The organism is Pantoea trifolii, from assembly GCF_024506435.1.
In the GTDB taxonomy this organism is placed as follows: Bacteria; Pseudomonadota; Gammaproteobacteria; order Enterobacterales; family Enterobacteriaceae; genus Pantoea; species Pantoea trifolii.
The window spans coordinates 3,643,749-3,670,522 of sequence record NZ_JANIET010000001.1 but is presented as its reverse complement, the minus strand read 5'-3'; the positions used below and the strand labels follow the sequence as shown (position 1 = coordinate 3,670,522).

19 protein-coding genes are annotated in these 26,774 nt (G+C 52.7%); 10 read left to right on the top strand and 9 right to left on the bottom strand.

Annotated features, from left to right (window positions below):
* The first annotated feature begins 4 nt into the window (after nucleotides 1-4).
* Nucleotides 5-1,495, top strand: coding sequence for a UxaA family hydrolase (locus NQH49_RS16940; protein ID WP_256697549.1), 1,491 nt, complete (start codon nucleotides 5-7; stop codon nucleotides 1,493-1,495).
* A 33-nt stretch (nucleotides 1,496-1,528) separates the two neighbouring features.
* Here NQH49_RS16940 and sstT read toward each other — a convergent pair whose 3' ends face one another.
* The 3 genes from sstT to NQH49_RS16925 all read right to left on the bottom strand — a co-directional run bounded on the left by sstT (nucleotide 1,529) and on the right by NQH49_RS16925 (nucleotide 5,239).
* Nucleotides 1,529-2,776 (bottom strand): serine/threonine transporter SstT, encoded by a 1,248-nt coding sequence (gene sstT, locus NQH49_RS16935; protein WP_256697548.1) that lies wholly within the window; start codon nucleotides 2,774-2,776, stop codon nucleotides 1,529-1,531.
* Nucleotides 2,777-3,008: 232 nt separating this feature from the next.
* Nucleotides 3,009-3,980 (bottom strand): TerC family protein, encoded by a 972-nt coding sequence (locus NQH49_RS16930; protein ID WP_256697547.1) that lies wholly within the window; start codon nucleotides 3,978-3,980, stop codon nucleotides 3,009-3,011.
* Nucleotides 3,981-4,252: 272 nt separating this feature from the next.
* Nucleotides 4,253-5,239 carry a Gfo/Idh/MocA family protein gene (locus tag NQH49_RS16925; protein ID WP_256698453.1) on the bottom strand — a complete coding sequence of 329 codons (987 nt, stop codon included), beginning with the start codon at nucleotides 5,237-5,239 and terminating at the stop codon, nucleotides 4,253-4,255.
* A 139-nt stretch (nucleotides 5,240-5,378) separates the two neighbouring features.
* Here NQH49_RS16925 and NQH49_RS16920 point away from each other — a divergent pair, with 139 nt between their 5' ends.
* Nucleotides 5,379-7,067: a chloride channel protein gene (locus NQH49_RS16920; RefSeq protein WP_256697545.1), complete on the top strand. Its 1,689-nt coding sequence runs from the start codon at nucleotides 5,379-5,381 to the stop codon at nucleotides 7,065-7,067.
* On the opposite strand, the gene NQH49_RS16915 is transcribed toward NQH49_RS16920, so the two are convergent.
* Nucleotides 7,064-7,564, bottom strand: a complete 501-nt coding sequence (locus NQH49_RS16915) for a M48 metallopeptidase family protein (protein ID WP_008103482.1) — start codon at nucleotides 7,562-7,564, stop codon at nucleotides 7,064-7,066. The two genes, NQH49_RS16920 and NQH49_RS16915, sit on opposite strands and share 4 nt — an antisense overlap.
* Before the next feature lie 81 nt (nucleotides 7,565-7,645).
* Here NQH49_RS16915 and rlmG point away from each other — a divergent pair, with 81 nt between their 5' ends.
* Complete coding sequence (rlmG, locus tag NQH49_RS16910) at nucleotides 7,646-8,764, top strand: 23S rRNA (guanine(1835)-N(2))-methyltransferase RlmG (protein WP_256697544.1); 1,119 nt, start codon at nucleotides 7,646-7,648, stop codon at nucleotides 8,762-8,764.
* On the opposite strand, the gene NQH49_RS16905 is transcribed toward rlmG, so the two are convergent.
* The 3 genes from NQH49_RS16905 to NQH49_RS16895 all read right to left on the bottom strand — a co-directional run bounded on the left by NQH49_RS16905 (nucleotide 8,765) and on the right by NQH49_RS16895 (nucleotide 15,454).
* On the bottom strand, nucleotides 8,765-10,768 hold the full coding sequence (locus NQH49_RS16905; RefSeq protein WP_256697542.1) for an NADPH-dependent 2,4-dienoyl-CoA reductase: 2,004 nt from the start codon (nucleotides 10,766-10,768) through the stop codon (nucleotides 8,765-8,767).
* A gap of 322 nt (nucleotides 10,769-11,090) precedes the next feature.
* A complete protein-coding gene (locus NQH49_RS16900) occupies nucleotides 11,091-11,714 on the bottom strand; it encodes a response regulator transcription factor (RefSeq protein ID WP_256697541.1) in 624 nt (207 codons plus the stop codon).
* A 98-nt stretch (nucleotides 11,715-11,812) separates the two neighbouring features.
* A complete protein-coding gene (locus NQH49_RS16895; RefSeq protein WP_256697540.1) occupies nucleotides 11,813-15,454 on the bottom strand; it encodes an ATP-binding protein in 3,642 nt (1,213 codons plus the stop codon).
* 480 nt (nucleotides 15,455-15,934) lie between these two features.
* Here NQH49_RS16895 and NQH49_RS16890 point away from each other — a divergent pair, with 480 nt between their 5' ends.
* The 4 genes from NQH49_RS16890 (at nucleotide 15,935) to NQH49_RS16875 (ending at nucleotide 20,011) form a co-directional block, all read left to right on the top strand.
* On the top strand, nucleotides 15,935-16,636 hold the full coding sequence (locus NQH49_RS16890; protein WP_256697538.1) for a response regulator: 702 nt from the start codon (nucleotides 15,935-15,937) through the stop codon (nucleotides 16,634-16,636).
* A 170-nt stretch (nucleotides 16,637-16,806) separates the two neighbouring features.
* The gene (idnD, locus tag NQH49_RS16885; RefSeq protein ID WP_256697537.1) at nucleotides 16,807-17,838 is read left to right on the top strand and encodes an L-idonate 5-dehydrogenase; all 1,032 of its coding nucleotides are present in this window, start codon (nucleotides 16,807-16,809) and stop codon (nucleotides 17,836-17,838) included.
* A gap of 9 nt (nucleotides 17,839-17,847) precedes the next feature.
* Nucleotides 17,848-18,612 carry a gluconate 5-dehydrogenase gene (gene idnO / locus NQH49_RS16880; protein ID WP_256697536.1) on the top strand — a complete coding sequence of 255 codons (765 nt, stop codon included), beginning with the start codon at nucleotides 17,848-17,850 and terminating at the stop codon, nucleotides 18,610-18,612.
* A 79-nt stretch (nucleotides 18,613-18,691) separates the two neighbouring features.
* A complete protein-coding gene (locus NQH49_RS16875; protein WP_008103467.1) occupies nucleotides 18,692-20,011 on the top strand; it encodes a gluconate:H+ symporter in 1,320 nt (439 codons plus the stop codon).
* A 30-nt stretch (nucleotides 20,012-20,041) separates the two neighbouring features.
* Here the strand turns inward: NQH49_RS16875 and NQH49_RS16870 are convergent, their stop codons facing one another.
* Nucleotides 20,042-20,761, bottom strand: a complete 720-nt coding sequence (locus NQH49_RS16870) for a purine nucleoside phosphorylase YfiH/LACC1 family protein (RefSeq protein ID WP_256697535.1) — start codon at nucleotides 20,759-20,761, stop codon at nucleotides 20,042-20,044.
* 109 nt (nucleotides 20,762-20,870) lie between these two features.
* Between NQH49_RS16870 and NQH49_RS16865 the strand changes: the two genes are divergently transcribed.
* The 3 genes from NQH49_RS16865 (at nucleotide 20,871) to NQH49_RS16855 (ending at nucleotide 25,557) form a co-directional block, all read left to right on the top strand.
* Entirely contained in the window at nucleotides 20,871-21,680 is an 810-nt protein-coding gene (locus NQH49_RS16865) for a 5'-nucleotidase, lipoprotein e(P4) family (protein WP_256698452.1), read from the top strand.
* A 682-nt stretch (nucleotides 21,681-22,362) separates the two neighbouring features.
* Nucleotides 22,363-23,838, top strand: coding sequence for a SulP family inorganic anion transporter (locus tag NQH49_RS16860; protein ID WP_256697534.1), 1,476 nt, complete (start codon nucleotides 22,363-22,365; stop codon nucleotides 23,836-23,838).
* A 294-nt stretch (nucleotides 23,839-24,132) separates the two neighbouring features.
* Nucleotides 24,133-25,557 (top strand): GGDEF domain-containing protein, encoded by a 1,425-nt coding sequence (locus NQH49_RS16855; RefSeq protein ID WP_256697533.1) that lies wholly within the window; start codon nucleotides 24,133-24,135, stop codon nucleotides 25,555-25,557.
* 14 nt (nucleotides 25,558-25,571) lie between these two features.
* Here NQH49_RS16855 and ddlA read toward each other — a convergent pair whose 3' ends face one another.
* Nucleotides 25,572-26,666 carry a D-alanine--D-alanine ligase gene (ddlA, locus tag NQH49_RS16850; RefSeq protein WP_256697532.1) on the bottom strand — a complete coding sequence of 365 codons (1,095 nt, stop codon included), beginning with the start codon at nucleotides 26,664-26,666 and terminating at the stop codon, nucleotides 25,572-25,574.
* Between the last annotated feature and the right edge of the window lie 108 nt (nucleotides 26,667-26,774).

Here is a 26,774-nt window from a genome sequence, read left to right as displayed (position 1 = left end):
CGCTATGCAAGATGCCATTAGAATACATTCACGCGACAACGTTGCTGTGGCGTTGCGCGATTTACCAGCCAATACCCAGGTCGAAATCAATCAACAGACGATCACCTTGCAGCAGGAGGTTGGGCGCGGCCATAAATTTGCGCTGCAGCCTTTAATCACTGACGCGCTGGTGATCAAATACGGTTTGCCCATCGCGCACGCCACTCGGCCGATTGCGGCCGGCGAGATCATCCACTCCAGCAATGCGCGCACCAATTTGAGCGACGTGGATGAGTACGACTATCAACCCGATTTTCTCGAATTGCCGCCGCAAGCAGGCGACCGTGACGTGCAGATCTATCGCCGCACCAGCGGTGAAGTGGGCATCCGTAATGAGTTATGGATTCTGCCCACCGTCGGCTGTGTTAACGGCATCGCACGGCAAATCCTGACGCGCTTTATGAAAGAGACCAATGACGCTGAAGGCATTGATGGCGTGCATCTGTTCAGCCATCCGTTTGGCTGTTCGCAGCTTGGACAGGATCATGAAAACACCCGCACCATGCTGCAAAATATGGTGCGCCATCCCAATGCCGGCGCGGTGCTGGTGATTGGCCTCGGCTGCGAGAACAATCAGGTCGATGTGTTCCGTGAAACGCTTGGTGGTTTCGATAGCGATCGCGTGCAGTTCATGGAGTGTCAGAAGCAGGATGATGAAGTGGAAGCGGGGCTGGAACGCCTGCACGAACTCTATCGCGCCATGCGCGAAGATCAGCGTCAACCGGGCAAACTTAGCGAGCTGAAGTTTGGTCTGGAGTGCGGCGGTTCGGATGGTTTTTCCGGCATCACCGCCAATCCCATGCTGGGCTGTTTCTCCGACCAGATGATTGCCAACGGCGGCACCACCGTGCTGACCGAAGTGCCAGAGATGTTTGGCGCAGAACGTATCCTGATGAGTCGCTGCCGCGATGAAGCCACCTTTGAAAAAACTGTGGCGATGATTAACGACTTCAAGCGCTACTTTATCGATCACCAGCAGCCGATCTACGAGAATCCCTCACCCGGTAACAAAGCCGGCGGCATCACTACGCTGGAAGAGAAGTCGCTTGGCTGCACGCAGAAGGCCGGACAAAGCCAGGTGGTGGATGTGCTGAAGTACGGTGAGCGCTTGCATACGCCGGGACTCAATCTGTTAAGTGCGCCTGGCAACGATGCGGTCGCTACTAGCGCGCTGGCGGGTGCGGGCTGTCATATGGTGCTGTTCACCACCGGACGCGGCACGCCGTATGGCGGTTTTGTGCCGACGGTGAAAATCGCCACCAATACGCAGCTCGCCAAGAAGAAGCCGCACTGGATCGATTTTAATGCCGGACGTTTGATTGAAGGGATGAGTATGGCGGAGATGCTGGAGGACTTCGTCGATATGATTGTGGCGATTGCCAATGGCCAACCGGCGCGCAATGAAACCAATGATTTCCGCGAGTTAGCCATCTTTAAAAGCGGAGTGACGTTGTAGAACCAGGTCGCCATGAATGGCGACCTGGAGCAATTACTCAGATTCTGAAACTGTACGACGCGGCTCGCGCTCGGCTTCAGCCTGGCATACGGCGGCGGTAAACAGAATATCCGTCGAGGAGTTCAACGCGGTCTCGGCGGAATCCTGCAGCACGCCAATAATGAAGCCCACCGCCACGACCTGCATCGCCAAATCATTCGGAATACCAAACATATTGCAGGCTACCGGGATCAGCAGCAGCGAACCGCCCGCCACGCCGGATGCGCCACAGGCACACAGCGACGCCACCAGACTCAACAGAATCGCGGTTGGCACATCCACCGAAATACCCAGCGTATGCACTGCAGCCAACGTCAACACAGTGATGGTGATCGAAGCACCGGCCATGCTGATGGTGGCGCCCAGCGGGATCGACACGGAGTAAGTGTCTTCATCCAGATTGAGACGCTTCGCCAGCGCCATATTCACCGGGATATTGGCTGCGGAACTGCGGGTGAAGAATGCGGTAACGCCACTCTCACGCATGCAGGTAAACACCAGCGGATAAGGGTTGCGGCGAATTTTCTGGAACACCAGCATTGGGTTGATCACCAGCGCCATAATCAGCATGCAGCCGAGCAGCAGCGCCAGCAGATTGGCGTATTCCCACAGCGCATCAAAACCGGTTGAGGCAAGAATGGAAGCGACAAGGCCAAAAATCCCCAGCGGCGCACAGCGGATCACGCAGCGCACCACCCAGGTCGCGGCATTTGACGCGTCATTAAGAAATGCTTTGCTGCTTGGGCTGGCATGACGAAACGCCAGGCCCAATCCCAGCGCCCATACCAGAATGCCGATGTAGTTGGCGTTCATCAGCGCTTCAATCGGATTCGACACCATGCTCATCAGCAAACCGTGCAGCACTTCGGCAATGCCCGACGGCGGCGTAATTTGCGTGGCACCGACGTTCATCGACAGCGTCTGAGGGAACAGATGGCTGAAGATCACTGCCACAACCGCAGCAAAGAACGTGCTGAGCAGATACAGCATGATAATCGGGCGGATATTGGTTTTCTGTCCCTGCTGATGGTTAGCGATCGAAGAAATCACCAGCACCAAAACCAGCAGCGGCGCGACGGCTTTCAGCGCACGCACGAACAGCTCGCCCAGCAAGCCAACGGCCAGTGCGGCATCGCGTGAGAACCACGCCAGCGCCACGCCCGCCACCAGGCCGATCATGATTTGTTTTACCAGGCTTCCTGCGAACAGCGCGCCCAGACGTCCAATAAAGTTGTTTTGCATATCACAGTCTTTTTATATTTGCGGTCATGAGTATTGTGCGCGGTTCAACCACCCACAACGGTTTGCCCGGCGGAGTATAAGGAAAAGAGCTTATGAGGAAAGAGAAAATTCTGTGCATGCGCGGCAGATCGGTTTTTTGATCTGCTGATGATGGGAAGTGTGACAGATATATAAAAGGTTAAGGTTGCCACTGGCAAAACAAAGCAGGGGCGATTAGCGCCCCTGCAGAAGATTATGGTGAGATCTTCTTCTGGTCGTTTCTGTGGTTTACCCAGGCGTTAATCAGCAGCGTACCGCCGAGAATCACGCCCACCACCGTCAGCGAGATGCCGACGGGAATGTGATAGAACTCGACGATCAGCATTTTGATACCGATAAACACCAGCACAATCGCCAGGCCATATTTCAGCATCGAGAAGCGCTCCGCCACGTTAGCCAGCAGGAAGTACATGGCGCGCAGGCCGAGAATCGCGAACAGGTTTGAAGTCAGCACAATGAACGGATCGGTGGTTACCGCGAAGATGGCGGGGATGCTGTCCACGGCAAAAATCACATCGCTCAGTTCAACCATGATCAGCACCAGCAGCAGCGGCGTAGCAAACAGCACGCCGTTTTTACGGGTGAAGAACTTCTCGCCGTCCAGGCTATCGGTCATCCGCAGATGCTTGCGCAGCCAGCGCACCACCGGCTTGTCGCCAACCGTGCTGTCATCTTCCTCTTTCGCCAGCGCCATTTTCAGGCCGGTAAACAGCAGGAAGGCGCCGAAGACGTAAAGAATCCAGCTGAACTGGGTGACCAAATAGCTGCCAGCGAAGATCATGATGGTACGCAGCACAATCGCGCCCAATACGCCATAAATCAGCACGCGGCGCTGCAGATTGGCCGGGACGGCGAAGTAGCTAAACAGCATCAGCCAGACAAAGACGTTATCCACCGCCAGCGCTTTCTCTAAAACGTAGCCGGTAAGGAAGGCGAGGGTTTGCGCGGTAGCGACTTCGCGCCCGGCGGCGCCGTCGAGATACCACCAGAAGGCAGCGCTGAACAGCAGTGAAACGGAGACCCAAATCAGCGACCAGACCGCTGCTTGTTTGAATGACATGGTTTGTGCGCCGCGTCGACCCTGTAATAGCAGGTCGATCGCCAGCATGATGAGCACCACGACAGCGAAGCTGCCCCAAAGTAACGGTGTGCCAACTGAGTGCATAGTCGTATCCTTTTCCAGAAATAAAAAAAGCGGCTGAAGTCAGAAGACGTCAGCCGCTTTGATCGTGCTGCAAGCAAACCTCGCCTTCCGGCAAGGTCTCACTTACAACTCAGAATAGGTTCCGGGTTGCCTGACGACCGGATGCGTTTCGCATATTGCGTTGCGCATCGTAATGACGATCAATCAGCTTACAAGTTACTCCCCTTTGCAGCGCTAAACATACGGAGTTCGATAATCGCTTTCAAGAGGGCGCCAGAAATGTTTTGCAATATTTACACTTCAGCCTGATCTGCCGGGAATACCACGCCGGTCTGGCGGCGAATTTCCGTGAGCAGTTGCGCCGTAATGCGCGAGGTTTCTAAGCCCGCATGCTCAACTTCACCGGCTTCCACCAATTTGGCGAAGGTTTCGGCTTCATACAGCATGGTGTTGATGTGCTGCGGCTGCGTCAGGTTTTGGCTCTCGCCGCCGCGCGGGATAAAGCGCAGTTGCTGGCATTCGGAGATCTTTTCAATTATCAGCGATCCCGCTTCGCCCTGAATCTCACTCGGGATCAGTGAATCGCTGACTTTTGAGTGCAACAGCGTGACATCAAAATCGCCGTAGTCCAGCACCACCACGCCATGCGCATCAACGCCACTTTCCAGTAGCGAAGCTTGCGCTTTGACCTGCTGCGGCGCGCCCCACAAGTTGACAGCGGCGGCGAGGCAGTAAAAGCCGATATCCATGATGGAGCCGTTCGACCAGCGAGGATTAAAGGTATTCGGGTTCTCGCCATCCAGATAGCGTTGATAACGCGAGGAGTACTGGCAATAGTTGATCAGGGCTTTACGCAGTTTGCCCAATTGTGGCAGCGTTTTTTGCAGTTGCAGGAACGTCGGCAGGCTGGCGGTTTTAAAGGCTTCGAACAGCACCACCTGATGCTGGCGTGCGCAGGCAATCATCGCCTCGGCTTCACGCAGGTTAGACGCCATCGGCTTCTCGCAAATCACATGCTTGCCGTGCGACATAAACAGTATCGCCTGCTCACTGTGCAGCGCATTCGGACTGGCGATATACACCGCATCAATCTCACTGCTGGCGGCAAGTTCATCCAGTGAGGTGAAGGTCAGCTTGCAGGGATAATCCACCACAAAAGCGTCGGCCTGCTGCTGATTACGCGAATAGACGCCGCTCAGCTTCATCTTGCCGGTTTCATGCGCGGCGTCGATAAACTGGCGGGTAATCCAGTTGGTTCCCACGATGGCGAAACGAATCACGTGCTGCTCTCCTGCTAAAGTAAAACGGCAGAGTAACATGTTCATCTGAGCGCCAGGCAGGCGAAATTTGATCCTGAGATCCGCATTCCAATATGATGATGCCGCACAACTTTTTAACCGACTTAGCGGGGACGCGCGGGTGAGTGGAAGTAAACATGCTCTGAACTGGACCACATTACTGATCGCCATCCCCGTTGGATGCGTGGCCTCGCTGGTGACGCTGGCTTTTCGCGGCGTGATCGATGTCATTAACCGCCTGCTGTTCAACAGCGATAACGAAATCACCGTGGCGATGCATGTCTGGCCGTGGATCTTCTGGCCGCTGCTGGTGGGCGCGGGTGGCGTTATCGCCGGTTTTTTCCTGCGCTATGCGGTGGCGATTGAGAAACAGGAAACGGTACAGACCGATTATCTGGAAGTTATCAACGCGCGCCTTGATGCGGTGCCGACCAAAACCTCGCTGTTCCGTGCGCTGTCATCGATTGCCAGTATCGGCAGCGGCGCGTCGATTGGTAAAGAGGGGCCGATGGTGCAGCTATCGGCGCTGAGCGGCAGTTTAATCGGGCGCTGGCTGCCCAAATCGCTCAATCTGCGCAACAGCGATATCGTGGCGATGGCCGCTGCCGCCGGGCTGTCGTCGGTGTATCACGCTCCGCTGGCGTCAGCGATATTTGTGGCGGAAATCGCATTTGGCATCTCGGCGCTGCAACGCTTGATTCCGCTGATTGTTTCGTCGGCGGTGGCGGTAATGACCATGTGGTCGCTGGGTTTTCGCAGCGCGCTTTATCCGTTATCCGAAGCGCTGTTCCAGATGGATATCAGCAGCTTGCTGATGACGTTGCTGATTGGTTTTGTCGCCGGTATCGCCGGTTGGCTGCTGATCAAACTGATTGCGCGCAGCAAGGCGCTGTTTGGCCGGGTGCGTTCGCTGCCGCTGCGGCTGGGCGCGGGGGGATTAGCAGTGGGCTTTCTGGCGCTGATCTCCACCGATATTCTCGGTAACGGTTATGAAGTGATCGTCAAAATCATTGATGGCCAATATCTGCTGATGGGTTTGCTGGGATTGCTGGTGTTAAAAACGCTGGCGACCACGCTGTCGGTGGGCTCCAACGCGGTGGGTGGGCTGTTTACCCCTTCATTATTGATCGGCGCACTGCTTGGCGTGGCGCTGGCGCAGATGGGCGTGCTGCTGCATTTACCGGTTGGCAATACCTTGCTGTATGCGGCGATCGGCATGGCGGCGGTGCTGGCGGCGGTCAGTCAGGCGCCGTTAATGGCGATGCTGATGGTGTTAGAGATGACGCTGAATAGCAGCCTGCTGTTCCCGATCATGATCGCGTCGGTGCTGGCCTCGATGGTGGTCTATCGCCTGCAATCGTCCAGTACTTATCCGGTGGTGAGCAGCCATTTCAGTCGTTCCGAAGCCAAGTATGATTTCGATAACATGCGCGTCGACCAGCTGATCATTCCCGGCGCCGCGCTTCAGCCGGAAGAGTCGGTAGGGCAGGCGCTGGCGGTGAGCTCACTCAAGCGTGAACGTTATGTGTATGTGATTAATAGCGAAGGGCAATTTCTCGGTGTGGTGTCGATTCACGATATCTCACGCAAGGTATTGTCGCAGGAGATCACGCTGCATTCGCCCGTTAGTAGCGTGATGGACAATAACTTTCCCTGCATTTATCAGAATCAAAGCATGCGCGAAGGCTGGGAAGCCTTTGCCCGCGTCACGCTTGAGCGCCTGCCGGTGCTGAATAACCCGCAGGAGCGCCGTTTTATGGGCGCACTGACCAAAACCAGTTTAATTCAAAAGGCGCAGGAGTTTCTTTAAGCCGCGTTGCCGCGCATCGCCTGGTCGGTCATCCACAAGCGGGCGTCAAACTCGAGCTGATGATAATCCGGTTCCATGTGGCAGCAGAGTTGATAAAACGCTTTGTCGTGCTCTTTCTCTTTAAGGTGCGCCAGTTCGTGCACCACGATCATGCGCAAAAACGCTTCCGGTGCGAGACGGAAGAAAGTGGAGATGCGAATCTCCGCTTTGGCTTTGAGATTGCCGCCTTGCACGCGCGAAATCGCCGTGTGCAACCCCAACGCGTGCTTCATTACTTTGATCTTATTGTCCCAAATCACTTTGCTCACCGGCGGCGCGCTGCGCATGTAGCGGTTTTTCAGCGCCTGGGTGTAATCATAGAGCGCGCGGTCGCTGACGATATTGTGCGTATCGGGATAGCGTTGCTGGAGAAATGAACCTAAACGCTCATGTTCGATCAGCGTCTGAACCTGCTCGAGGATGTTTTCAGGGTAACCCTGCAGATAGATTAATGACATTGGGATTCCCGGCGAAAGACAGTATACTGCGCCCCCTTTTTAGGGCGAAAATCGCGCAAAGTGTACCACGCCGGAGATTCCATGAGCCAACTTGAACTGACCAATCGCACGCTGACGCTGCACCGCTTCCCGCCAATGCGTGAGGAAAGCCCGCTACAGGCGTGGGATTCCGCCGATGAATACCTGCTGCAGCAAGCGCTGCCTGAGGGACCGGTATTGGTGTTCAACGACAGTTTTGGTGCGCTGACCTGCGGGCTGGGCGCACGTCCTGTGTGGCACGTCAGCGATTCGCTGCTGAGCGAACAGGCGGCAAAACAGAACCTGCGTCTCAATGAGATGGATGAAGATCAGGTGCACTTTATCGATAGCCTGGCGCCACTGCCCGCCGCGCCGGCGGTGGTGATGATCAAAATTCCCAAAGCGCTGGCGCTGCTGGAGCATCAACTGCGTGCATTGCGCGAAGTGATCACGCCAGACACGCTGATTCTGGCGGCGGCGAAAGCCAAAGATATTCACAACTCTACGTTGCAGCTGTTCGAGCGCATTTTGGGCGAGAGCAAAACCTCGCTGGCGTGGAAAAAAGCGCGTCTGATTTATAGCCGCTATACCGCGCCTCAATTAGCGGATCAGCCAGCAACCACCGTTTGGCCGCTGGATGATTCTGAATACCAAATCCACAACCATGCCAACGTGTTCTCCCGCGCGTCGCTGGATGTGGGCGCACGCTTCTTTATGCAGCATCTGCCTTTTGACATTGAAGGTGAGATTCTCGATCTGGGTTGCGGTAATGGCGTGATTGGTTTGCTGGCGCTGGAGCAGAACCCGAACGCGGACGTGCTGTTTTATGACGAATCCTACATGGCGGTGGCATCAAGCAAACTGAACGTGGAAGTGAACCGTCCCCAGGATATGGAGCGCTGTCAGTTCCGCGTTAACAACGTGCTGAGTGGCTTCCCGTCCGATCGCCTGCACGCGGTGCTGTGCAATCCACCGTTCCATCAGCAGCACGCGGTGACCGATCATCTGGCGTGGCAAATGCTGCGTGATGCCAAACGCTGCCTGCAGTATGGCGGCGAGTTGCGCATCGTCGGCAACCGCCATCTCGGCTATCACGTCAAAATGAAAAAGCTGTTTGGCAACTGCGAACTGGTGGCGTCCAACGCCAAGTTCGTGGTGCTGCGTTCGGTCAAACTGCGTTAATTAGATACTTAGCGCTAGTTCAGTCGCCTGAGCAATGGCGCGGCGAGCATCCAGCTCCTGCGCCACATCTGCACCACCAATCACACGTACGGATTTACCTCGCGCACTGAGCTGGTCCGCCAGCAGGCGCAGCGGTTCCTGCCCGGCACAAATCACAACGTTATCCACCGCCAGCGTTATCGCTTCGCCCTGATGACGCAGATGTAATCCGGCATCATCAATTTGCAAATACTCGACGTCGCCCCACATCTGCACGCCGTGCGCCTGCAAGCTGGCACGGTGGATCCAGCCAGTGGTTTTCGCTAAGCCTGCGCCTGGCTTGCCGGATTTGCGTTGCAGCAGCCAGATTTGCCGATCGGCGGGCTGTGGCTGTGGGGCAATCAAACCGCCGCGCGCCTGCAGGCTGCGATCGATGCCCCAGCTTTGGTAGAAATCGTCATGGCTGGCTTGATGCAGCAGAAACTCGGCGGTATCAAAACCAATGCCGCCCGCGCCGATAATCGCCACGCGTTTTCCCACCGGTTTTTTATCGCGTATCACATCGAGGTAGCTCAGCACGCTGGGATGATCGATGCCAGGAATCGTCAGCTGGCGCGGCAAGATACCGGTGGCGATAACCACTTCGTCAGCGGTTTCCAGTTCGTCTGTGGTGACGCGATGTTCTGTTTTAATCGTCACGCCCGCAGCAGCAAGCTGATGACGGAAATAGCGCAGCGTTTCGCTGAATTCGGCCTTGCCGGGAATCTGTCGGGCGATATTAAACTGCCCGCCAATTTGTGTGTCGGCTTCGTACAGCGTGACCTGATGGCCGCGCTCGGCCGCCTGCAGCGCGAATGCCATGCCGGCAGGTCCCGCGCCCACCACCGCTAACTGCTTTGGCTGTTCGGTGGCGATCACCGGCATCAGCGTTTCATGGCAGGCGCGTGGATTCACCAGGCAAGAGGTGACTTTGCCGACAAAGATTTGATCGAGGCAGGCCTGATTACAGGCAATGCAGGTATTGATGGCATCAGGCTGGCCGGTTTCTGCTTTACGAACGAAAGCCGCATCGGCGAGGAAAGGGCGAGCCATCGAAACCATATCGGCGATGCCTTCACGCAGAAGTTGTTCAGCCACATCGGGATGGTTGATGCGGTTAGTGGCAATGACCGGCACCGACACGCGCTCGCGCAGATGCTGGGTGACCCAGGCAAAACCGGCGCGCGGCACGCAAGTGGCGATGGTAGGAATGCGCGCTTCATGCCAGCCAATACCGCTATTAAACAGCGTAACGCCGTTCTGCTCCAGCGCTTGCGCCAGCGACAGCGTTTCCTCGAGCGAACTGCCGTTATTGACCAAATCAAGCATCGACAGGCGGAAGATGATGATGAAGTCGCTGCCGACAGCATCGCGCACCGCTTGCGTCACAGCTAACGCAAAGCGCTGACGTCGCGCCACATCGCCGCCCCAGTCATCCTCACGCTGATTGGTATGTGCCACCAAAAACTGGTTAATCAGATAACCTTCCGAACCCATAATCTCCACGCCGTCATAGCCGGCCCGCTGCGCCAGTTTGGCGCAGTGTGCAAAGTCCTGAATGGTTTGATGAATATCCGCATCGCTGAGCGCCTGCGGTGTAAAAGGATTTATCGGCGCCTGCAACGCCGAAGGGGCAACCAGGTCGCGTTGATAGCTGTAGCGGCCAGCATGCAGAATCTGCAGCGCAATTTTCCCGCCTTCTGCATGCACCGCATCGGTGATGATACGGTGCCAGTTGCACTGACTATCCTGGTTTAGGATCGCTCCGCCATGTGCCACCACGCCTTGCGGATTGGGCGCAATACCGCCGGTGACAATCAGCGCCACACCTTCGCGTGCGCGCTCAGCGTAGAAGGCAGCCAGACGTTCGGCACCTTCAGTATGTTCTTCCAATCCGGTATGCATCGACCCCATCAGGAAACGGTTTTTAAGGTGGGTGAAACCCAAATCTAGCGGGGCGAACAGATGGGCATAATGTTCAGACATGATCACATACTCAGAAAGTGGTCGGATGAGTGAACTCTAGCGGGAATTTGCAGGGAAGGAAGTGTGTGGCGTTCAGCCTGTGAGAAGCATCAAAAAAAAGCAGGGCGGTAAGTCGCAGACGAAAGTATCGGACTTCTTTCGCCAGGCACGGGAAGAAACCTACTCGCCCTGTAATAGCATGAAGAAGGGGCTAATAAATTAGCTCTGTGGTTGTTAATTCCTTTATAACTCAATCTTTTTAAAAACTGTCCAGGGTAAGGACAAGGCACATCATGCCATGTCACTACACTGTTTATCCGCAAGACTAGTCTTGATTTTTCTTTTAGCACGCACCATTACGACGTGCGAGTTCGATGATATCGACCAGGTTTTTTGACTCAAGTTTTTGGAATATTTTTGTTTTATAGGTGCTGATGGTTTTGTTATTCAATCCTAATTCACAAGCTATGGTTTTATTCGACTTTCCCTGTGCAAGTTGCCGTAAAATCAAGTTTTCACGATCTGTTAAACGCGAAAGCATATCTTGTTCGTTCACGTAACGCTGACGTTTATCCAGAATGTCACCAGGAAGATAATTTACATTGTTAGATACACAGCCAATAGCAGCGATTAGCGTTTGAATCGGATCATATGTAGATACGAATCCGTTTACTCCCTGGCTAAGTGACTGTAATGAAACAGGGTTGTTCCCACTGTGGCCAATTAGGATAACTTTCATCCAGGTCTTGGATTTAACGATATCACGCAAAAAAGCAATACCGTTTTTCTCTTTGAAGTCCGGGGCCAATATGAGTATGTCGATGTGATGATGAATAATATCATCTATGCCTTCGTTAATTGTGTGCGCAGTAGTGACACAATTAAAACCGTTCATTAATAATAAAGCCTGCACGCCGGCGGCAACCAAACGATGCTCATCAACGATGAGGATTTTTGCATTAAACATATATCTCCCTTAACGGCACCGTAATGATGACGCTGACGGCCATTATGTCCGGCAGAATAATAGGGCGAACCGAGAAATGTCTCGATAAGATTATGATTCTAGGAATCTTGCTGATTTTTCAAGCGATGTTTCTCAAATTCATCCAATGACTCGTCGACACGGTTCATCTCTTGGATAATTTGCTGAATTAACGATTGTGAATTGTGCCCTTCCTCAAGGTGCTTTTCCAGCTTGCGGCCCAATTCAACCAGAACGGTAGCATTAAGTATTGCTGCTCCTCCTTTAAGTTTATGTCCAAGCTGCGACAATGTATTGGCATCATCCGTCTGCTGAAGTGATGCCACTAATTCATCGTGACTGCTTCGTATGCTGGTGAGTAATGCCAGGCAACCTTCTCTGTCTTGTTCGGCCAATTGTGTGAAAAGCTGCGGGTAAGAGGCAATACTCGGTTCTGGAGTTATTGACGTCACTAGCATTTCTGGTTGTAGGGCACTGCGACGGGTACAGCGTGCAACCTGCGTCAGTAAGCTCTCTAAATTTAGCGGCTTGAAAAGACAATCGTTCATTCCCGCCTGTAAGCAGCGTTGCATGATATGCTGCTCAGCCGATGCAGTCAGGCCGAATAACATAATCGGTGTTAATTGATGATCCTGCTCGTATTGCCGTAGCGCCTCAGTGAACTGAAAACCGTTCATACCGGGCATATTGCAGTCAGTAATGATAAGATCGAAGCGTAACGGATCCTGTTGCCATAATGTCAGTGCTTCAGCTGCACTTTCACTCACCATGACTTGATGTCCGGCCAGTTCCAGCTGTTTGCCGAGCAGCAATCGATTGGGGGCGTGATCGTCAATGATCATCACCGAGAGCTTGTCTGACATCAGCGGCTGCGACAAATGAGGTTGTGTTTGATCCTGAGGTTCACCCGGCAAGGCACGGAAGTAAAAAGAGAATACCGCGCCCTCACCCGGCGAACTTTCTACAATTAACTCACCATCCAGTAAATGTGCCAGATTACGACAGATGCTTAGTCCTAATCCGGTGCCAATCTGCTGCTGCTGGCGATCGCCGACCTGTACAAAAGGTTCGAAAATGGCGTGCTGTTGATCTTCCGTCATGCCACAGCCTTGATCGCTAACTTCAATCACGAATTCGCAACCCTCCTCCTCTTGCGCGATGCCCTGCATGAGGACAACCGTAACAGTGCCGTTGTCGGAAAACTTAATGGCGTTGCTTATTAGATTAGAAAGGATTTGATTAAGCATTAATGGGTCCGTTTTCACCCAGTAAGCGGCAATATCCATTTCTATCCGCAATTCAAGGCCCTTAATCTCTGCTTTATTACGAAAAAGCGTGACTGCTTGATCAAGTACATCAGGAAGATAGATTGTTTCTAATGTTGGCTGATAAAGGCCGGATTCGATTTTCGACAGATCGAGAATATCGCCAATCAATGACAGCAGTGCGCGTGCTGAGTTATAGGCGACGCGGATATTCTCTGATAGCGAATCCGGTGGTTGTAAGCGAGTTTCTAATTCCAACAAGCCAATCATAGCGTGTAGTGGCGTGCGGATCTCATGGCTCATGCTGGCAAGAAATTCACTTTTGGAGCGGTTGGCTTTATCAGCCACATCTTTGGCGAGCTGTAACTCCTGCAACAGCGCATTGCGTTCAGTGACATCCAGCCAGCCTCCGATAACGCCTGCGACATCACCGTGCCGATCGCGAAACGGCAGCGTCCAGTGATAAAGCTGGAATGAAAGCTGATCAAAGTCCATATGGATGTCGCGTATGACGGCTTCGCCATCCAGTAACGTTTTCTGATAGCCATCTTCAATACTATGAATATTGGCGTTATTGCCTGTCAAAACGTCCGAAAGTCGTTTTCCGATGACCTCTTCGCGCCGGAAATTCATAAAATTCAGGTAGGCATTGTTGCAATCCACCAGCCGGGTTTGTTTGTCGCGAATATACATAGCAACGGGCGAATCATTAAACAGCGTATGGGTAAAATTGAGCTGATTTTTGAGCGCGTTTTCGGCCTGAATACGCTGTTGAATGACCTTACGCAGATGGCGGTTCCACAACAGAATCAGTGCTATCAAACCGGTTGAGACTGATACGATCAGCAAGATAATTTGTTTGTGGTTCTGCCAGGAAGCACTTAAAAACGGCATATCTGACTGACGCCACTGCGCCAGTAATTTGAACATCGTTTCCGGCGGAATTGCGATTAATGCTTTATTAATGATGCTAACCAGCATTTCATTACCGGGCTCTACGCGCATCACAAAGCGTGCCGGCTCGGCACCCAAAGTCGTTTCGACAATAAAGTCATCTGTATAATGGTTGTGGAGCAAGTTATCCGCAAAGATTTTTGGCAGCACTACCGCATCAATTTCTTGCGTCTGCAAAGCGCGTAAGGCCTGTAAAGGGTCATCGACGTAGGAGAGATTCAGATGGGGATAATGCAGCAGCATCCAATCTTTCATTTGCCTGTTGTTGAGCATGAGAGCAGAACCAAACGGGAAAGTATTCCGAGCCATAATATTGCGGGGGCGCTTATGGCGAATAATAACCCAGTGTGAAACTAGCCAGGATCGGGTGACCAACTGAGGAGGAATTTCATGGGTAAGCATCTCTAGTGCATACAGATGTGGAGAATGCTTATCGGCTTGATTACGGCTACTTTCTTCCTGAACTTCTGGATAGAAGGTGATGCCACTTAGGTTGGCAATAAGATCTAAGACGTCAATGATCATGCCGCGAAAGGGCATACCCCCGCTGCGACTGCTGAGTGGCGCGAGGGTTTGCGGTAGTGCGGTATTGATAAGTGGGTGTTCCTGTAGCCACTTCTCCTCTTCATGCGAGAGTGCTAGCGGATTACGTTGCAGCACATGGTACGTATCAAGCTGCCAGCGCTTCGCTATTTGCATTCGAATAGAGAGCGGAATTTGTGTTAGGGCAAGATTGATCGCATCGGCAAGTTGTGGATAACGCGGACTAATGCCAAAGCTAACATTCATCGCGAGAGAGTGATCATCTTTCGTGATTTCCAGCGCATTTGCGAACATAAAGCGATTAAGGTGCATAAGTGTGGCGGCGCTGCCCCAAACTCGCTCTGATTGACCAAAAACTGTCGCCGCGACAGCATCGTAGTAACCGGGAAAGCGAACCAAAACATCACTCTTATAAATCTCTTCCAAATGCGCACGCAGCAGTGCTGAACCTGACCAGGCCATACGATTAGGTTCATCATGATTGAGTTCATTGCGCTCTTCAGGATTAAAACCTATCGCTGCGTAATCCAGCATCCAGGGTTCGCTGGCGATCAATGATTGCGGCTCTGCGAGTGAGGGTTGATCCACATAGATCGCTAATAGATGCATTTCTCCGCTGGTTAAGGCTTCCAGGGCCGCGCTGTGGCTGGCGTAATAATGGATTTCTACCGTGGTATCCAGCATATTTTGAATTAGAGAGAGATAATCCGCACTTACGCCTTCGAATCGCCGCGTATCCATATCCATAAAAAAAGGCGGTTGTGGTTTCCCAGCTACGGCAACTTTGAGTACGTGATTACGAAACTCTGAAGTAATAGGCTCAGCCAGTTGCAAAGCAGGTTGAGCAGTATCATATCGCGCCAGTAATTGCAGTTTTTTCTCTGATGCTATTAATGAACATGAAAATAAAGCCAAAAAAAATACAGCTAACAAGCGAAAGGTATTAAGGTTGATTAGCACGCAGCCTTCTTAAAATATTCATTAATGTCAATCAGGACTATCGAGTATAAGGATATTGTTATCTTTCGCTCGCTCTATTCTTTTGCTGAGAATATTTTGCGACCATTCTCAAATATTTGATTTTTAGTGAAAGAGTGTCTGTGAAGGTGGTGTTACGATAAGGCTACAATTAATTAGTAAATTCAGTTAGTTATATTGCTCATTTTCTTTCAAGACAATTCTTATGTGGTCTTGTTAAGGAGTTAAGTCAGACTTTTCCCACTTTTACGTGAGCAGGCAAGTAAAAATTTATCACGATAAAATATAAACCTAAAGAGGCATATAAAAATGGCCGCTGTTAGGGTGACTCTATCAATTTAAAATTCTGATGTTGTGAATACTACTCTTTCACGACTGCTGTAATCGATACCATTTATTTATTGAAGCAGTTGTGGTGGTCAGAATTGGACAAAGTTAATGCTGTAATAAAGGAATAAATAAATGGTATATGCACATAATAAACAAGTGCGTGTGGCTGTCCTTGATGATCACCCAATGGTCCGTACCGTTTTCGAGTTGTGTTTAAAACATGAGTCCGATATTCATTTGGTGGGAACCTGGGCTTCAAGTAATGAATTATTTAATCAGCTAAGGAGTACCGTGGTTGATGTGCTGGTACTGGATTTCCTGCTGGGCGAGCGTGAACTGGATGGTTTGGCGTTGGTGAAGCAACTGCGTAATCACTATCCGCAGCAAAAAATTCTGATCTCTTCTTCAATGGAGAGCCCTGCCATCGTCAAAATGGTGCTGAGCGCGGGTGTAAAAGGCTTCATTGGTAAGAGCCACAACATGCAAGAGATCACACACGCTATTCGTCAGGTGGCACAAGGACGTTTGTTCCTGTCAAAAGAAGTCGCCTATGAAGTGGAAAATCTCTATGTCATGAGTGAAGAGTCACTGGATGAAAGCCTTGATTTCAGCAGCAAAGGCAACATGTATGAGAAGGTGAAAACCCTCAGCCCGCGCGAAGTGGAAGTGGTGCGTTGTTTTCTCGATGGTTTAAGCGTGTCGCAAATTGCCGTGAAGTTTAAGCGCAGCCGTAAAACGGTGAGCGGACAAAAACAATCGGCGCTGAAAAAACTCGGTTTGCGCTCCGATTCTGAGCTGTTCAAATACAGCCACGACCTGATGTCAGGCTATTAATTTTCTTCACAGGCGGCCACATACGGCCGCCAGTAGCCTCCTCTGCATTGCATACTTCACGTTCCAGGTAACACCTTTCCGTAACATGTCTTTAGGTGATCTTCATCACAGTTTAAAGCTGCGTAACCCGGTCTGATGGCGCCCATTGCTACAGCACTTATGGGGACGTTATGAATATCGAAACGCAATCCGGCATGATCACTGGAAAAAAACAAGTCAGCGTTGCACAGCAGCAGGTGAAATGGGACGGCAAAGGTACGTTGGTGCGCATCACGCGTGGCGGCATTTGTGGCTCCGATCTGCATTACTATCAGGAAGGTAAGGTCGGCAGTTTTGAGATCAAAATGCCGATGATTCTTGGCCATGAAGTGATTGGCTACGTGGTTGAGAGCGATGACCCGAATCTCAAACCCGAGCAAAAAATCGCGGTAAATCCCTCAAAGCCCTGCGGCACCTGCAAATATTGCCAGCGCGATCAGGAAAATCAGTGCACCACCATGCGTTTCTTCGGCAGCGCCATGTATGTGCCGCACGTTGATGGCGGTTTTACTCAATATAAAGTGGTCGATAGCGCGCAATGTGTGCCGTTCCCGCAGGATGCCGACGAAACGGTCATGGTATTTGCTGAGCCGCTGGCGGTTTGCATTCACGCCACGCAGCAGGCGGGCGATCTCACTGGCAAGCACGTGTTCATTTCGGGCGTGGGTCCGATTGGCTGCCTGATTGCGGCGGCGGCAAAAGCGCGTGGCGCCGCCTCCATTGTGTGCAGCGATATCAGCGAGCGTTCACTGGAGATGGCGCAGCAAATGGGCGCAACCGACGTGATTCATGCCGCAGAGGGCGATTTCGCGCCATACCTCGCCGACAAAGGCTATTTCGATGTGGCGTTTGAAGCCTCTGGTCATCCTTCTTCGCTGCAGCGCTGCCTTGATGTGGTGTGCGCCAAAGGCACGCTGGTGCAGGTTGGTATGGGCGGCACCATCCCCAATTTCCCAATCATGGCGCTGATTGCCAAAGAGATAAATCTGGTCGGTTCCTTCCGCTTTACCCATGAATTCAACACCGCCGTCGAATGGCTAGCTACTGGCGTGGTGAATCCGTTGCCGCTGTTCAGTGGTGAGTTCGCCTTGCAGGATATTGATGCCGCGCTGCAGTTTGCCGGCGATAAAAACCGTGCCGCTAAAGTTCAGTTAACTTTTTAAGGAGCAGTGATGAGCCAGTTATTTTCTCTCGAAGGCAAGCGTGTGCTGCTGACCGGTTCGGCGCGTGGTATTGGGTTTTTGCTGGCGCGTGGCTTAGCGGAAGCCGGTGCCGAAGTGATTGTCAACGCCACCACGCTCGAAGGGGCAGAGAAGGGCGCCGCGCATCTGCGTGAGTTGGGCTTACGCGTGCACGCCAAAGCGTTTGATGTCACGCAATCGGCGCAGGTTAAGCAGGCGGTGGATGAGATTGAAGCGGAGTGGGGCGCGATTGATGTGCTGGTAAATAATGCCGGCATTCAGCGCCGCCGACCTTTCCTGGAATTCCCGGAGCAGGACTGGAATGACGTCATTGCGGTAAACCAGACCGCCGTATTCCTGGTTTCGCAAACCGTGGCGAAAAAAATGGTTGAGCGTCAGCAGGGCAAAATCATCAATATCGGTTCGATGCAGAGCGAATTAGGGCGCGACACCATCACGCCTTACGCGGCCTCCAAAGGCGCGGTGACTATGCTGACGCGCGGCATGTGCGTGGAGCTGGCGCGTCACAATATTCAGGTCAACGCCATTGCGCCGGGCTATTTCGTTACCGAGATGACCCAGGCGCTGGCAGACGATCCTGCCTTTACCGGCTGGCTCACCAAGCGTACGCCAGCCGCACGCTGGGGCAAGCCGGAAGAGCTGATTGGCGCGGCGGTGTTCCTCGCTTCCGGTGCATCGAACTTTGTTAACGGGCATCTGCTGTTCGTTGACGGTGGCATGCGCGTCGCCGTGTGATACCTGGACGCGGCTGGCGTTATCGTCGGGCCGCGCCTAAACCTTAATCACCCCTCTGTATTCCTAAGGATAATAAAAAATGCCAATAACCATCATTGTGCTGGGTGTGATACTGCTGCTGGTGTTGATGATTGTATTTAAGGTCAATGGTTTCATTGCGTTGGTGTTTGTCTCGGCGGTGGTCGGTATCGCTGAAGGCATGACGCCGCTGAATGTGATGGCCTCGATCCAGAAAGGTATCGGCTCCACGTTAGGCGGATTAGCGATGATCCTCGGCTTCGGTGCCATGCTGGGGCGGCTGGTTTCCGATACCGGTGCCGCACAACGCGTTGCCACTACGCTGATCGCCGCGTTTGGTAAAGAGCGGCTGCAATGGGCGCTGGTGGTGACCGGATTGATTGTCGGGCTGGCGATGTTCTACGAAGTCGGTTTCGTGCTGCTGCTGCCGCTGGTGTTCACTATCGTGGCAGCTGCCGGTCTGCCGCTGCTGTACGTCGGCGTGCCGATGGTCGCCGCGCTCTCGGTCACGCACTGCTTCCTGCCGCCACATCCGGGCCCAACGGCGATTGCCACCATCTTTGGTGCCAATCTCGGTACAACGTTGCTCTACGGTATGATCATCACCATTCCAACGGTGATTATTGCCGGACCGGTTTTCTCGAAGTTCCTCAAAAGCTTTGAGAAGTCACCGCCGGAAGGGCTGTATAACCCAAAAATCTTCACGGAAGAGGAGATGCCGGGCTTTGGTATCAGTATCTTTGCCGCAGTGATTCCCGTGGTACTGATGGCGATTGCCGCCGTCTTCGAATTGACCACGCCGAAAGAGAACGCGCTGCGTCAGTTCTTTGAATTCATCGGCAATCCAGCGGTAGCGCTGTTTATCGCGGTAGTAATCGCCGTGCTGACGTTGGGGCTGCGCAATGGCCGTAAGATGGAAGAAGTGATGGATATGTGCGGCGAATCGATTGCCGCCATCGCCATGATCATCTTTATCATCGCAGGCGGCGGTGCGTTCAAACAAGTGCTGGTGGACAGCGGCGTGGGTAACTATATCGCCGATATGATGAAGGGATCGTCTCTTTCACCGCTGCTGATGTGCTGGACGGTGGCGGCAATGCTGCGCGTGGCGCTGGGTTCGGCCACGGTGGCCGCCATCACCACCGCCGGTATTGTGACGCCGATTATCGCGGCCACGCACGCCGATCCGGCCTTGATGGTGCTGGCGGTGGGTTCCGGCAGCGTGATCGCTTCACACGTTAACGATCCCGGCTTCTGGCTGTTCAAAGGCTACTTCAACCTGAGCGTGGTGGAAACCCTGAAAACCTGGACGGTGATGGAAACGCTGATCTCGATTCTCGGTTTAGCCGGCGTACTGGCGCTCAATGCGATAATTCACTGAGCGACAAGGCTTCACAAGGATGTGAAGCCCTCAACCACGCGTGCGGATCCACGAGAAACGTGACTGATAGCCGCTGTCAAAATGGGTGTTGTAGCGATAGCTGGAACCCGATTCCGCCATGCAGTAAGTACAAACGTTTAGCACCTCAATATGTTCCGCCACTATTCCCCGCTGTAACAACAAGCGCCGCGCCAGATTAGGCAAATCAAACCAGATTCCATCTTGCTGAGCCCGCGCCTGCGGACGGATCGCTTGTGCGTTATGCGGCTGCTGAGTGAAGTAGGGTAACGGCGGAAGATCGTCACGATCCTGTATCTGTGTCACCAGATCGTTACCCAACTCATAGCAGCACGGCCCGATCGCCGGACCGATGGCCACACACAGCGTTGCACGGCTGGCGCCGCGTTCCAGCAGACGATCAATCGCGTTGTTCAACACGCCACCGAGTGTGCCTTTTAATCCGGCGTGCACCGCCGCCACTTGCTGTTGTTGCGGGTCGGCAAATAACACCGGCAGACAATCGGCGGTATATACCGCGACCGGCAGATGATCTTCGCCAATCAAACCATCTGATTCGCAACGCTTAGGCGGGATGTTTTGATTAGCCAGCAGCACATTGGCGCTGTGACGCTGTTGGCCGTAAGCGGCATTGACTGGAACGGGCTGGCCCGCCGGTTGAAACGCGTATTCCAGCCAGGAAAACGCATCCAATAGTCTCGAGCGTGGACCGCTGTGCGGGTGCTGTGCCATAAGTGTCTCCTCTCACCAAACGGCTGCTTTCTGCTGCCCACAGCTTACGTTAACTGCTACATTTTTAAAGCTTTACAAAAACTGACCCTAATCACTTAAGGATGAAATGATGAAGAAAACCACTTTGCTGGCGGCGTCCGGCTTAATCGCGTTGGCGTTGACCGGTTGCGCGCAACCTGCCAAACAGCAGGCTCAGCAGCAGCTCGGTCAGCAATCGGTACTGGCAGTGAACTGGTTCCAGCAATCCGGCGAATATCAGGCATTGAGCTGGCAGGCATTTAACAGCGCGCGCATGGCTTTTGATCAGGCGCCATCGCTGGCGGGTAAACCGAAAGCGGTTATCGTCGATTTGGATGAAACCATGATCGATAACAGCGCCTACAGCGCGTGGCAGGCAAAAAATGGCCAGCCCTTCTCCGGTAAAACCTGGTCAGCGTGGACGCAGGCGCGTCAGGCCACCGCCGTGCCGGGCGCAGTGGAGTTTGCTAACTACGTCAACAGCCACGGCGGCACTATGTTCTATATCTCCAACCGTGATCAAAAAGACTATGCCGCAACGGTGGAGAACCTGAATAAGCTGGGCTTCAGCGGGGTGAGCGAGAAAACAGTGCGCCTGAGCACCGGCAATTCCAACAAGCAAGAGCGCTTTGATGCGGTGAAAAACGCGGGTTACAACGTGGTGCTGTATGTGGGCGACAACCTGAATGACTTTGGCGGTTCAACCTGGCATCAGGGAAATGCGCAGCGTCAGCAGTTCGTGAGCCTCAACCATCAGCGTTTTGGCACCCAATTCATCGTGTTACCGAACCCGCTGTATGGCGACTGGGAAAGTGGCATGGCAGAAAACTACAACAAACTGACGCCTGAACAGCAATTGCAGGTGCGTGAAGCGCGTATGAAAGCGTGGAACGGTAAATAATTCGTCAGGTGAAATAGCGTCTGCGTTGGCAGGCGCATTCATGTCCTCTTCAGGTCCAGTGATATTTACACTCCTGCGTAACTATTATTCTCCTCACTGTTTTCCTGATCTCTTACTTAATTTGATGAGAATGAACAGTGAATTATATTGTCTTGCTGGCAAAATGGCAGTGAATAACGCTAATCATAAATTTTACAATTAGGAATCTTCTCAGCTCAAAAGGCTTAATTCTTATCGCCACTTGAAAGGCATAGCATTATTACGTGTATTTTTTTGTAATTGCATCACGAATATTATATTTAATGATGCTCTTATTTAACTGTTAATAATCATTTTTATCTTTTTCGCTCAATGTTTGCCCACTTGCATAAACTTACCAAATTAATATGTTTACTGAAGTTTTGTTTACAAAAAGACGCATTTTGTCGACGTCACAAATATTCCTGATGCAACACTATGCTTAAGCGTCTATAAACAATTTCTGTGAGGAAGTTCTGCTTTCATCCTCAATTGTTCTCCATAGCCGCGTTTAATGACGTCGCTATTTAGTTGAAAGCGATATTTCAAAACGTTGAGAGAAGATTATTGTGACGACCCTGAAACCCTTATTAGCGATAAATAGCAGTCTGGCTATGCAGCGCCGCGCGCGGTTAATTCAGCAATCTGCAGAGGAATCAACGCCATGAATTTAAGCACGCTTCGTCAGGATATTCCGGCTGGATTAGTGGTGTTCCTGGTCGCGCTGCCGCTCTGTCTTGGCATCGCGCAGGCAAGTGGATTGCCACCCTTTGCTGGTCTGCTAACCGGTGTGATTGGCGGTTTGCTGGTTACTGCGCTCAGCCCGTCGCGCTTTGCCGTCAGCGGTCCAGCGGCGGGTTTAGTGACGATTGTGGTCGCATCGATCGCCACGCTAGGAAGCTTTTCCGCCTTTCTCACCGCGCTGATTCTGGCGGGTGCGTTGCAGTGCCTGTTTGGCTTACTGCGTGCCGGACGCTTTATCGCGCTGGTGCCGAGCAGCGTGATTAAAGGCATGCTGGCGGCGATTGGTATTCTGCTGATTATGCAGCAAATTCCGGTCGCATTCGGCGCGGCGGGCGATGTCGAGCTGCTGTCGTTGGTTAACGGGGAGTTTCAATTTTCGAGCAGTGCGATGCTGGTTGCTGGCGCGGGATTATTGATTCTCTGGCTATGGACCACACCGCTGATTAAATCGTTTAAAGCGCTAAGCTGGATGCCCGGCCCGCTGATGGCGGTGCTGGTGGGCTGTGCCGCCACAGTGTTTGGCGATCGTCTGTTCCCGGCGCTGGCAGAAGGCTTACCGCGCATCATGCTACCTGCGTTTGATAGCATGTCGGCGCTGTTGGCGGAGCTGGAAACGCCAGACTGGCAAGCGTGGCAAAACCCTGCTGTGTGGATGGTGGCGATAACGCTGGCGCTGGTCGCGAGCCTTGAAACGCTGCTCAGCCAGGAAGCGCTGAAGAAACTGCGTCCGCAAAATCCTGCACCTTCACCCAACAAAGAGATGTTTGCGCAGGGCATTGGTAACCTGACGGCTGGTTTCCTTGGCGCGATGCCGATTACTGCGGTGATCGTGCGCAGCTCGGTGAATGTGAGCGTTGGCGCGCAAACTAAGCTGTCGATTCTAATCCATGGTGTGCTGCTATTAATTTGCGGCCTGTGGTTCAGTAATCTGCTCAACGCGATTCCCCTTGCCAGCCTCGCGGCGGTGCTGCTCTATACCGGTTATAAGCTGGCTACACCGCGCCTGTTCATTGAGCAGATACGCATGGGGCCGCAGCAATATGTGCCATTCCTTGCCACCATCGGCGGGATTATCGTGTTTGGCATGCTGGCCGGCATTGGAATTGGCATCGCTACCCAAATTCTCTACAGCATCTATAAAAGCCATCGCAACGCCTTGCAGCTCACGCGTCATGACGGTCACTACGTTTTACGCCTCAAGCAAAATCTGACCTTTATGCACAATCCGAAACTGCAGGGATTGCTGGCGGAAATTCCGGAAAATAGCGTGGTCGTTGTGGATAACGATAACGCCGAGTATATGGATCCGGACGTTAAGGCGGTGCTAAAAGACTTTGGTGAAAACGCGCGTGAACGTGGCATTCGTCTGAGTCAGTGGCCTGTTGTGGTGAAATAGCAATAAGTCTGCGCTGGAATAGCGGTTTTAAAATGAAAAATCGGATATCTCGGATAGCCGATTTTTTTATTTACAAGGCATAATTTCCGCAAGTTTTATCCTTTTTCTCTAGCGTTTCCACAATGCCATTTGGCCCGACACTGCTGTTTATGGCAGGTTGAGCGCCGCCCAGCCGCAGAGTAGGATGACGAACACTTGCTTAATTACCGAATCATCGCACGGTTATTTCCGGTTTAATGCTTGCTGATGCCTATGGCTGATGGCGGCACTTTCCAGGTTACAGGGTTCAGACGTATGCGCGTTATGCTGTTTGAAGAGAATAATTTTAAAAAGAATGCTCTCACGCTGTTCTTCATTACGCTGTTTTTCTGCTTTATCGGCAGCCATTTACGCATTCCCGAAGAGTTCTCTCTGTTTTGGCCGGTGAATGCACTGGTGGCGGGACTGATCGTGCGGAATCCGTTTTTGCACACCACCTCCAGTTATCTGGTGTGTTTTAGTGCGATGGTTTTTAACGACACGGTATTTTCCGGCTGGGCGCTACCGGCGTTTACCGTCAATTTTGCCAATATTCTGTTTATCCTCGTCGCGGTCAGCATGCTGATCAAACATCTGCAGCGTCCTTCCGCTAACAGTCAGGTGTTCAATGCGATGCGCATTTTTCCCGCCTGTTTTCTTGGTGCGGCGGCGTGTGCAACCTGGGGCGCATGGGCGCAGGATATCGATTTCAATGCGCGCTTTATCGTGGCATGGGGCGACTGGTTTAGCGAACAATTCTCCACTTCGCTGATGTTGCTGCCGGTAATGTTGGCACGCCCGCTGCGCACGGTTTCACCGCGCACCTTGCTGCATCCCAGCAAACTGCTGCCGCTGGCGGCGGTCATCCTGTCGCTGATCGTTGGAGCATTAATTGGCGGGGCAGGTAGCCTGACATTCCCGGTTCCTGCCCTGATCTGGTGCGCTATCGTGTTGCCGATTCCGTTGACCAGTTTGGTGATCCTGATAACCGGTATCACCGAGATTGTGCTGGTGTCGCACGGCGTCATGAATATTCAGGGTGACGATGCGCTGCTGCCGATTAGCCATCTCACTTCGGCACGCCTTGGCGTTGCTACCGTTGCGCTCAGTCCATTGCTTGTGGCGGTGAGCATGGATGCCATCCGCCAGCTGAATCATCGCCTTGCTTTGCGCGCTAATTTTGATTTCCTCACCCAGTTGCTGTCGCGTTCCGGTCTGTATGAAAGTCTTAGAAATGAACCTTTTTCGTTACAGCGGGAAGCCGGCGTAGTGATGCTCGATGTCGACTATTTCAAAGCCATTAACGACAACTTCGGTCACGATGCCGGTGATTGCGTGCTTGAGGAGATTGCGCGGCGCATTCAGCGTGTGGTTGGTAACCGTGGCATGGTGTGTCGATTTGGTGGTGAAGAGTTTGTGGTGGTGGTGTTCGATTGTAGCCACAGCCAGCTCTATCAACTGGCTGAAACAGTGCGCCAGGCGATGGTCAAAGAGAAGTTCTGGATTCAGGGCAACACGGTAACGGTCACCGCCAGTTTAGGCCTGGCGCGCGGCAGTGCGCAGAGCGAACGTGAGTGGCCTGGCGTAATTAATCGTTTAGTGTCAGCGGCGGATAAGAATCTCTATCTCTCCAAACGCAATGGACGAAATCAAACCTCACCGGCGATGGAACCGCGCAGCATGATGAATGACGTGGCCTGAGCCACGTCCGCCTTTTACACGCTGCTTTTCAGTTGGCTGGTCTGTTGATGACGCTGCTGTGCCAGCTCGATCAGACGGGAAATCAGGTCGCTGTAGCTTAAGCCCGCAGCCTGCCATAACTTCGGATACATGCTGATGTTGGTGAAGCCTGGCAGGGTATTCACTTCATTGACAATGATCTCGCCGCTTTCCGTCAGGAACACGTCAACACGCGCCATACCAAAACACTCCAGCGCCTGAAACGCGGTAATCGCCACCTGACGTATTGCCTCGCTGGCTTCATCGCTGATCGCTGCTGGCACCACCACTTGAGCGCCGCTTTCGCTGATGTATTTGGTGTCGTAGGAGTAAAAGGCATCGTGGACGACCACTTCGCCGCATGGGCTGGCTTCTGGCGTATCGTTGCCGAGCACAGCACACTCAATCTCGCGTCCTTTGATCCCTTGCTCGATCAACACTTTGCGATCGAACGTAAAGGCCAGATCCAGTGCGACATCGAACGCTTCAACGCTGTCGACTTTGCTCACGCCGACGGATGATCCCTGGTTAGCCGGTTTGATAAACAGCGGCAGACCAAAGCGGGCAATCACGGCCTCAGCGTTAATATTCGCGCGCTGTGCCTGCGTTACGCTCAGCCAAGGAGCGACGCTCAGCCCAGCATCACGTAACAGGCGCTTGGTGAAATCTTTGTCCATGCTGACTGCAGAACCGAGCACGTCAGAACCGACAAACGGCAGATTCGCCATGCGCAATAAGCCCTGCAGCGAACCATCTTCACCCAGCGTGCCGTGCACGATAGGGAAAATAACATCCAGTTGTGATAGCGGCTGCGCCTGCTGACGGGTAATCACCTGCTGGGAAGAACTTCCTGGTACCAGCGCGATATTTTCACCTGAACGATTAAGGGCAATCAGCTTCGGATTCTCAGCGTTGAGCAAGAATCCCGATGCATCATTGAGATGCCATTCACCCTGTTTATCGATCCCCAGTAACACCACGTCATACTTACTCTTGTCGATGGCTTCGAGGATGTTTTTGGCTGATTGTAATGACACTTCATGCTCGGCTGATTTGCCGCCAAACACGATCCCTACACGCTGTTTTACCATTGCTATTTGTCCGATTGCGATAAAGCGAGCCAGTAAGATAACATGCCTAGGACAGCCATCAACAGCCCTGCTTTTTCCTGCATAACACACTGTAAAACAGTCTATCTC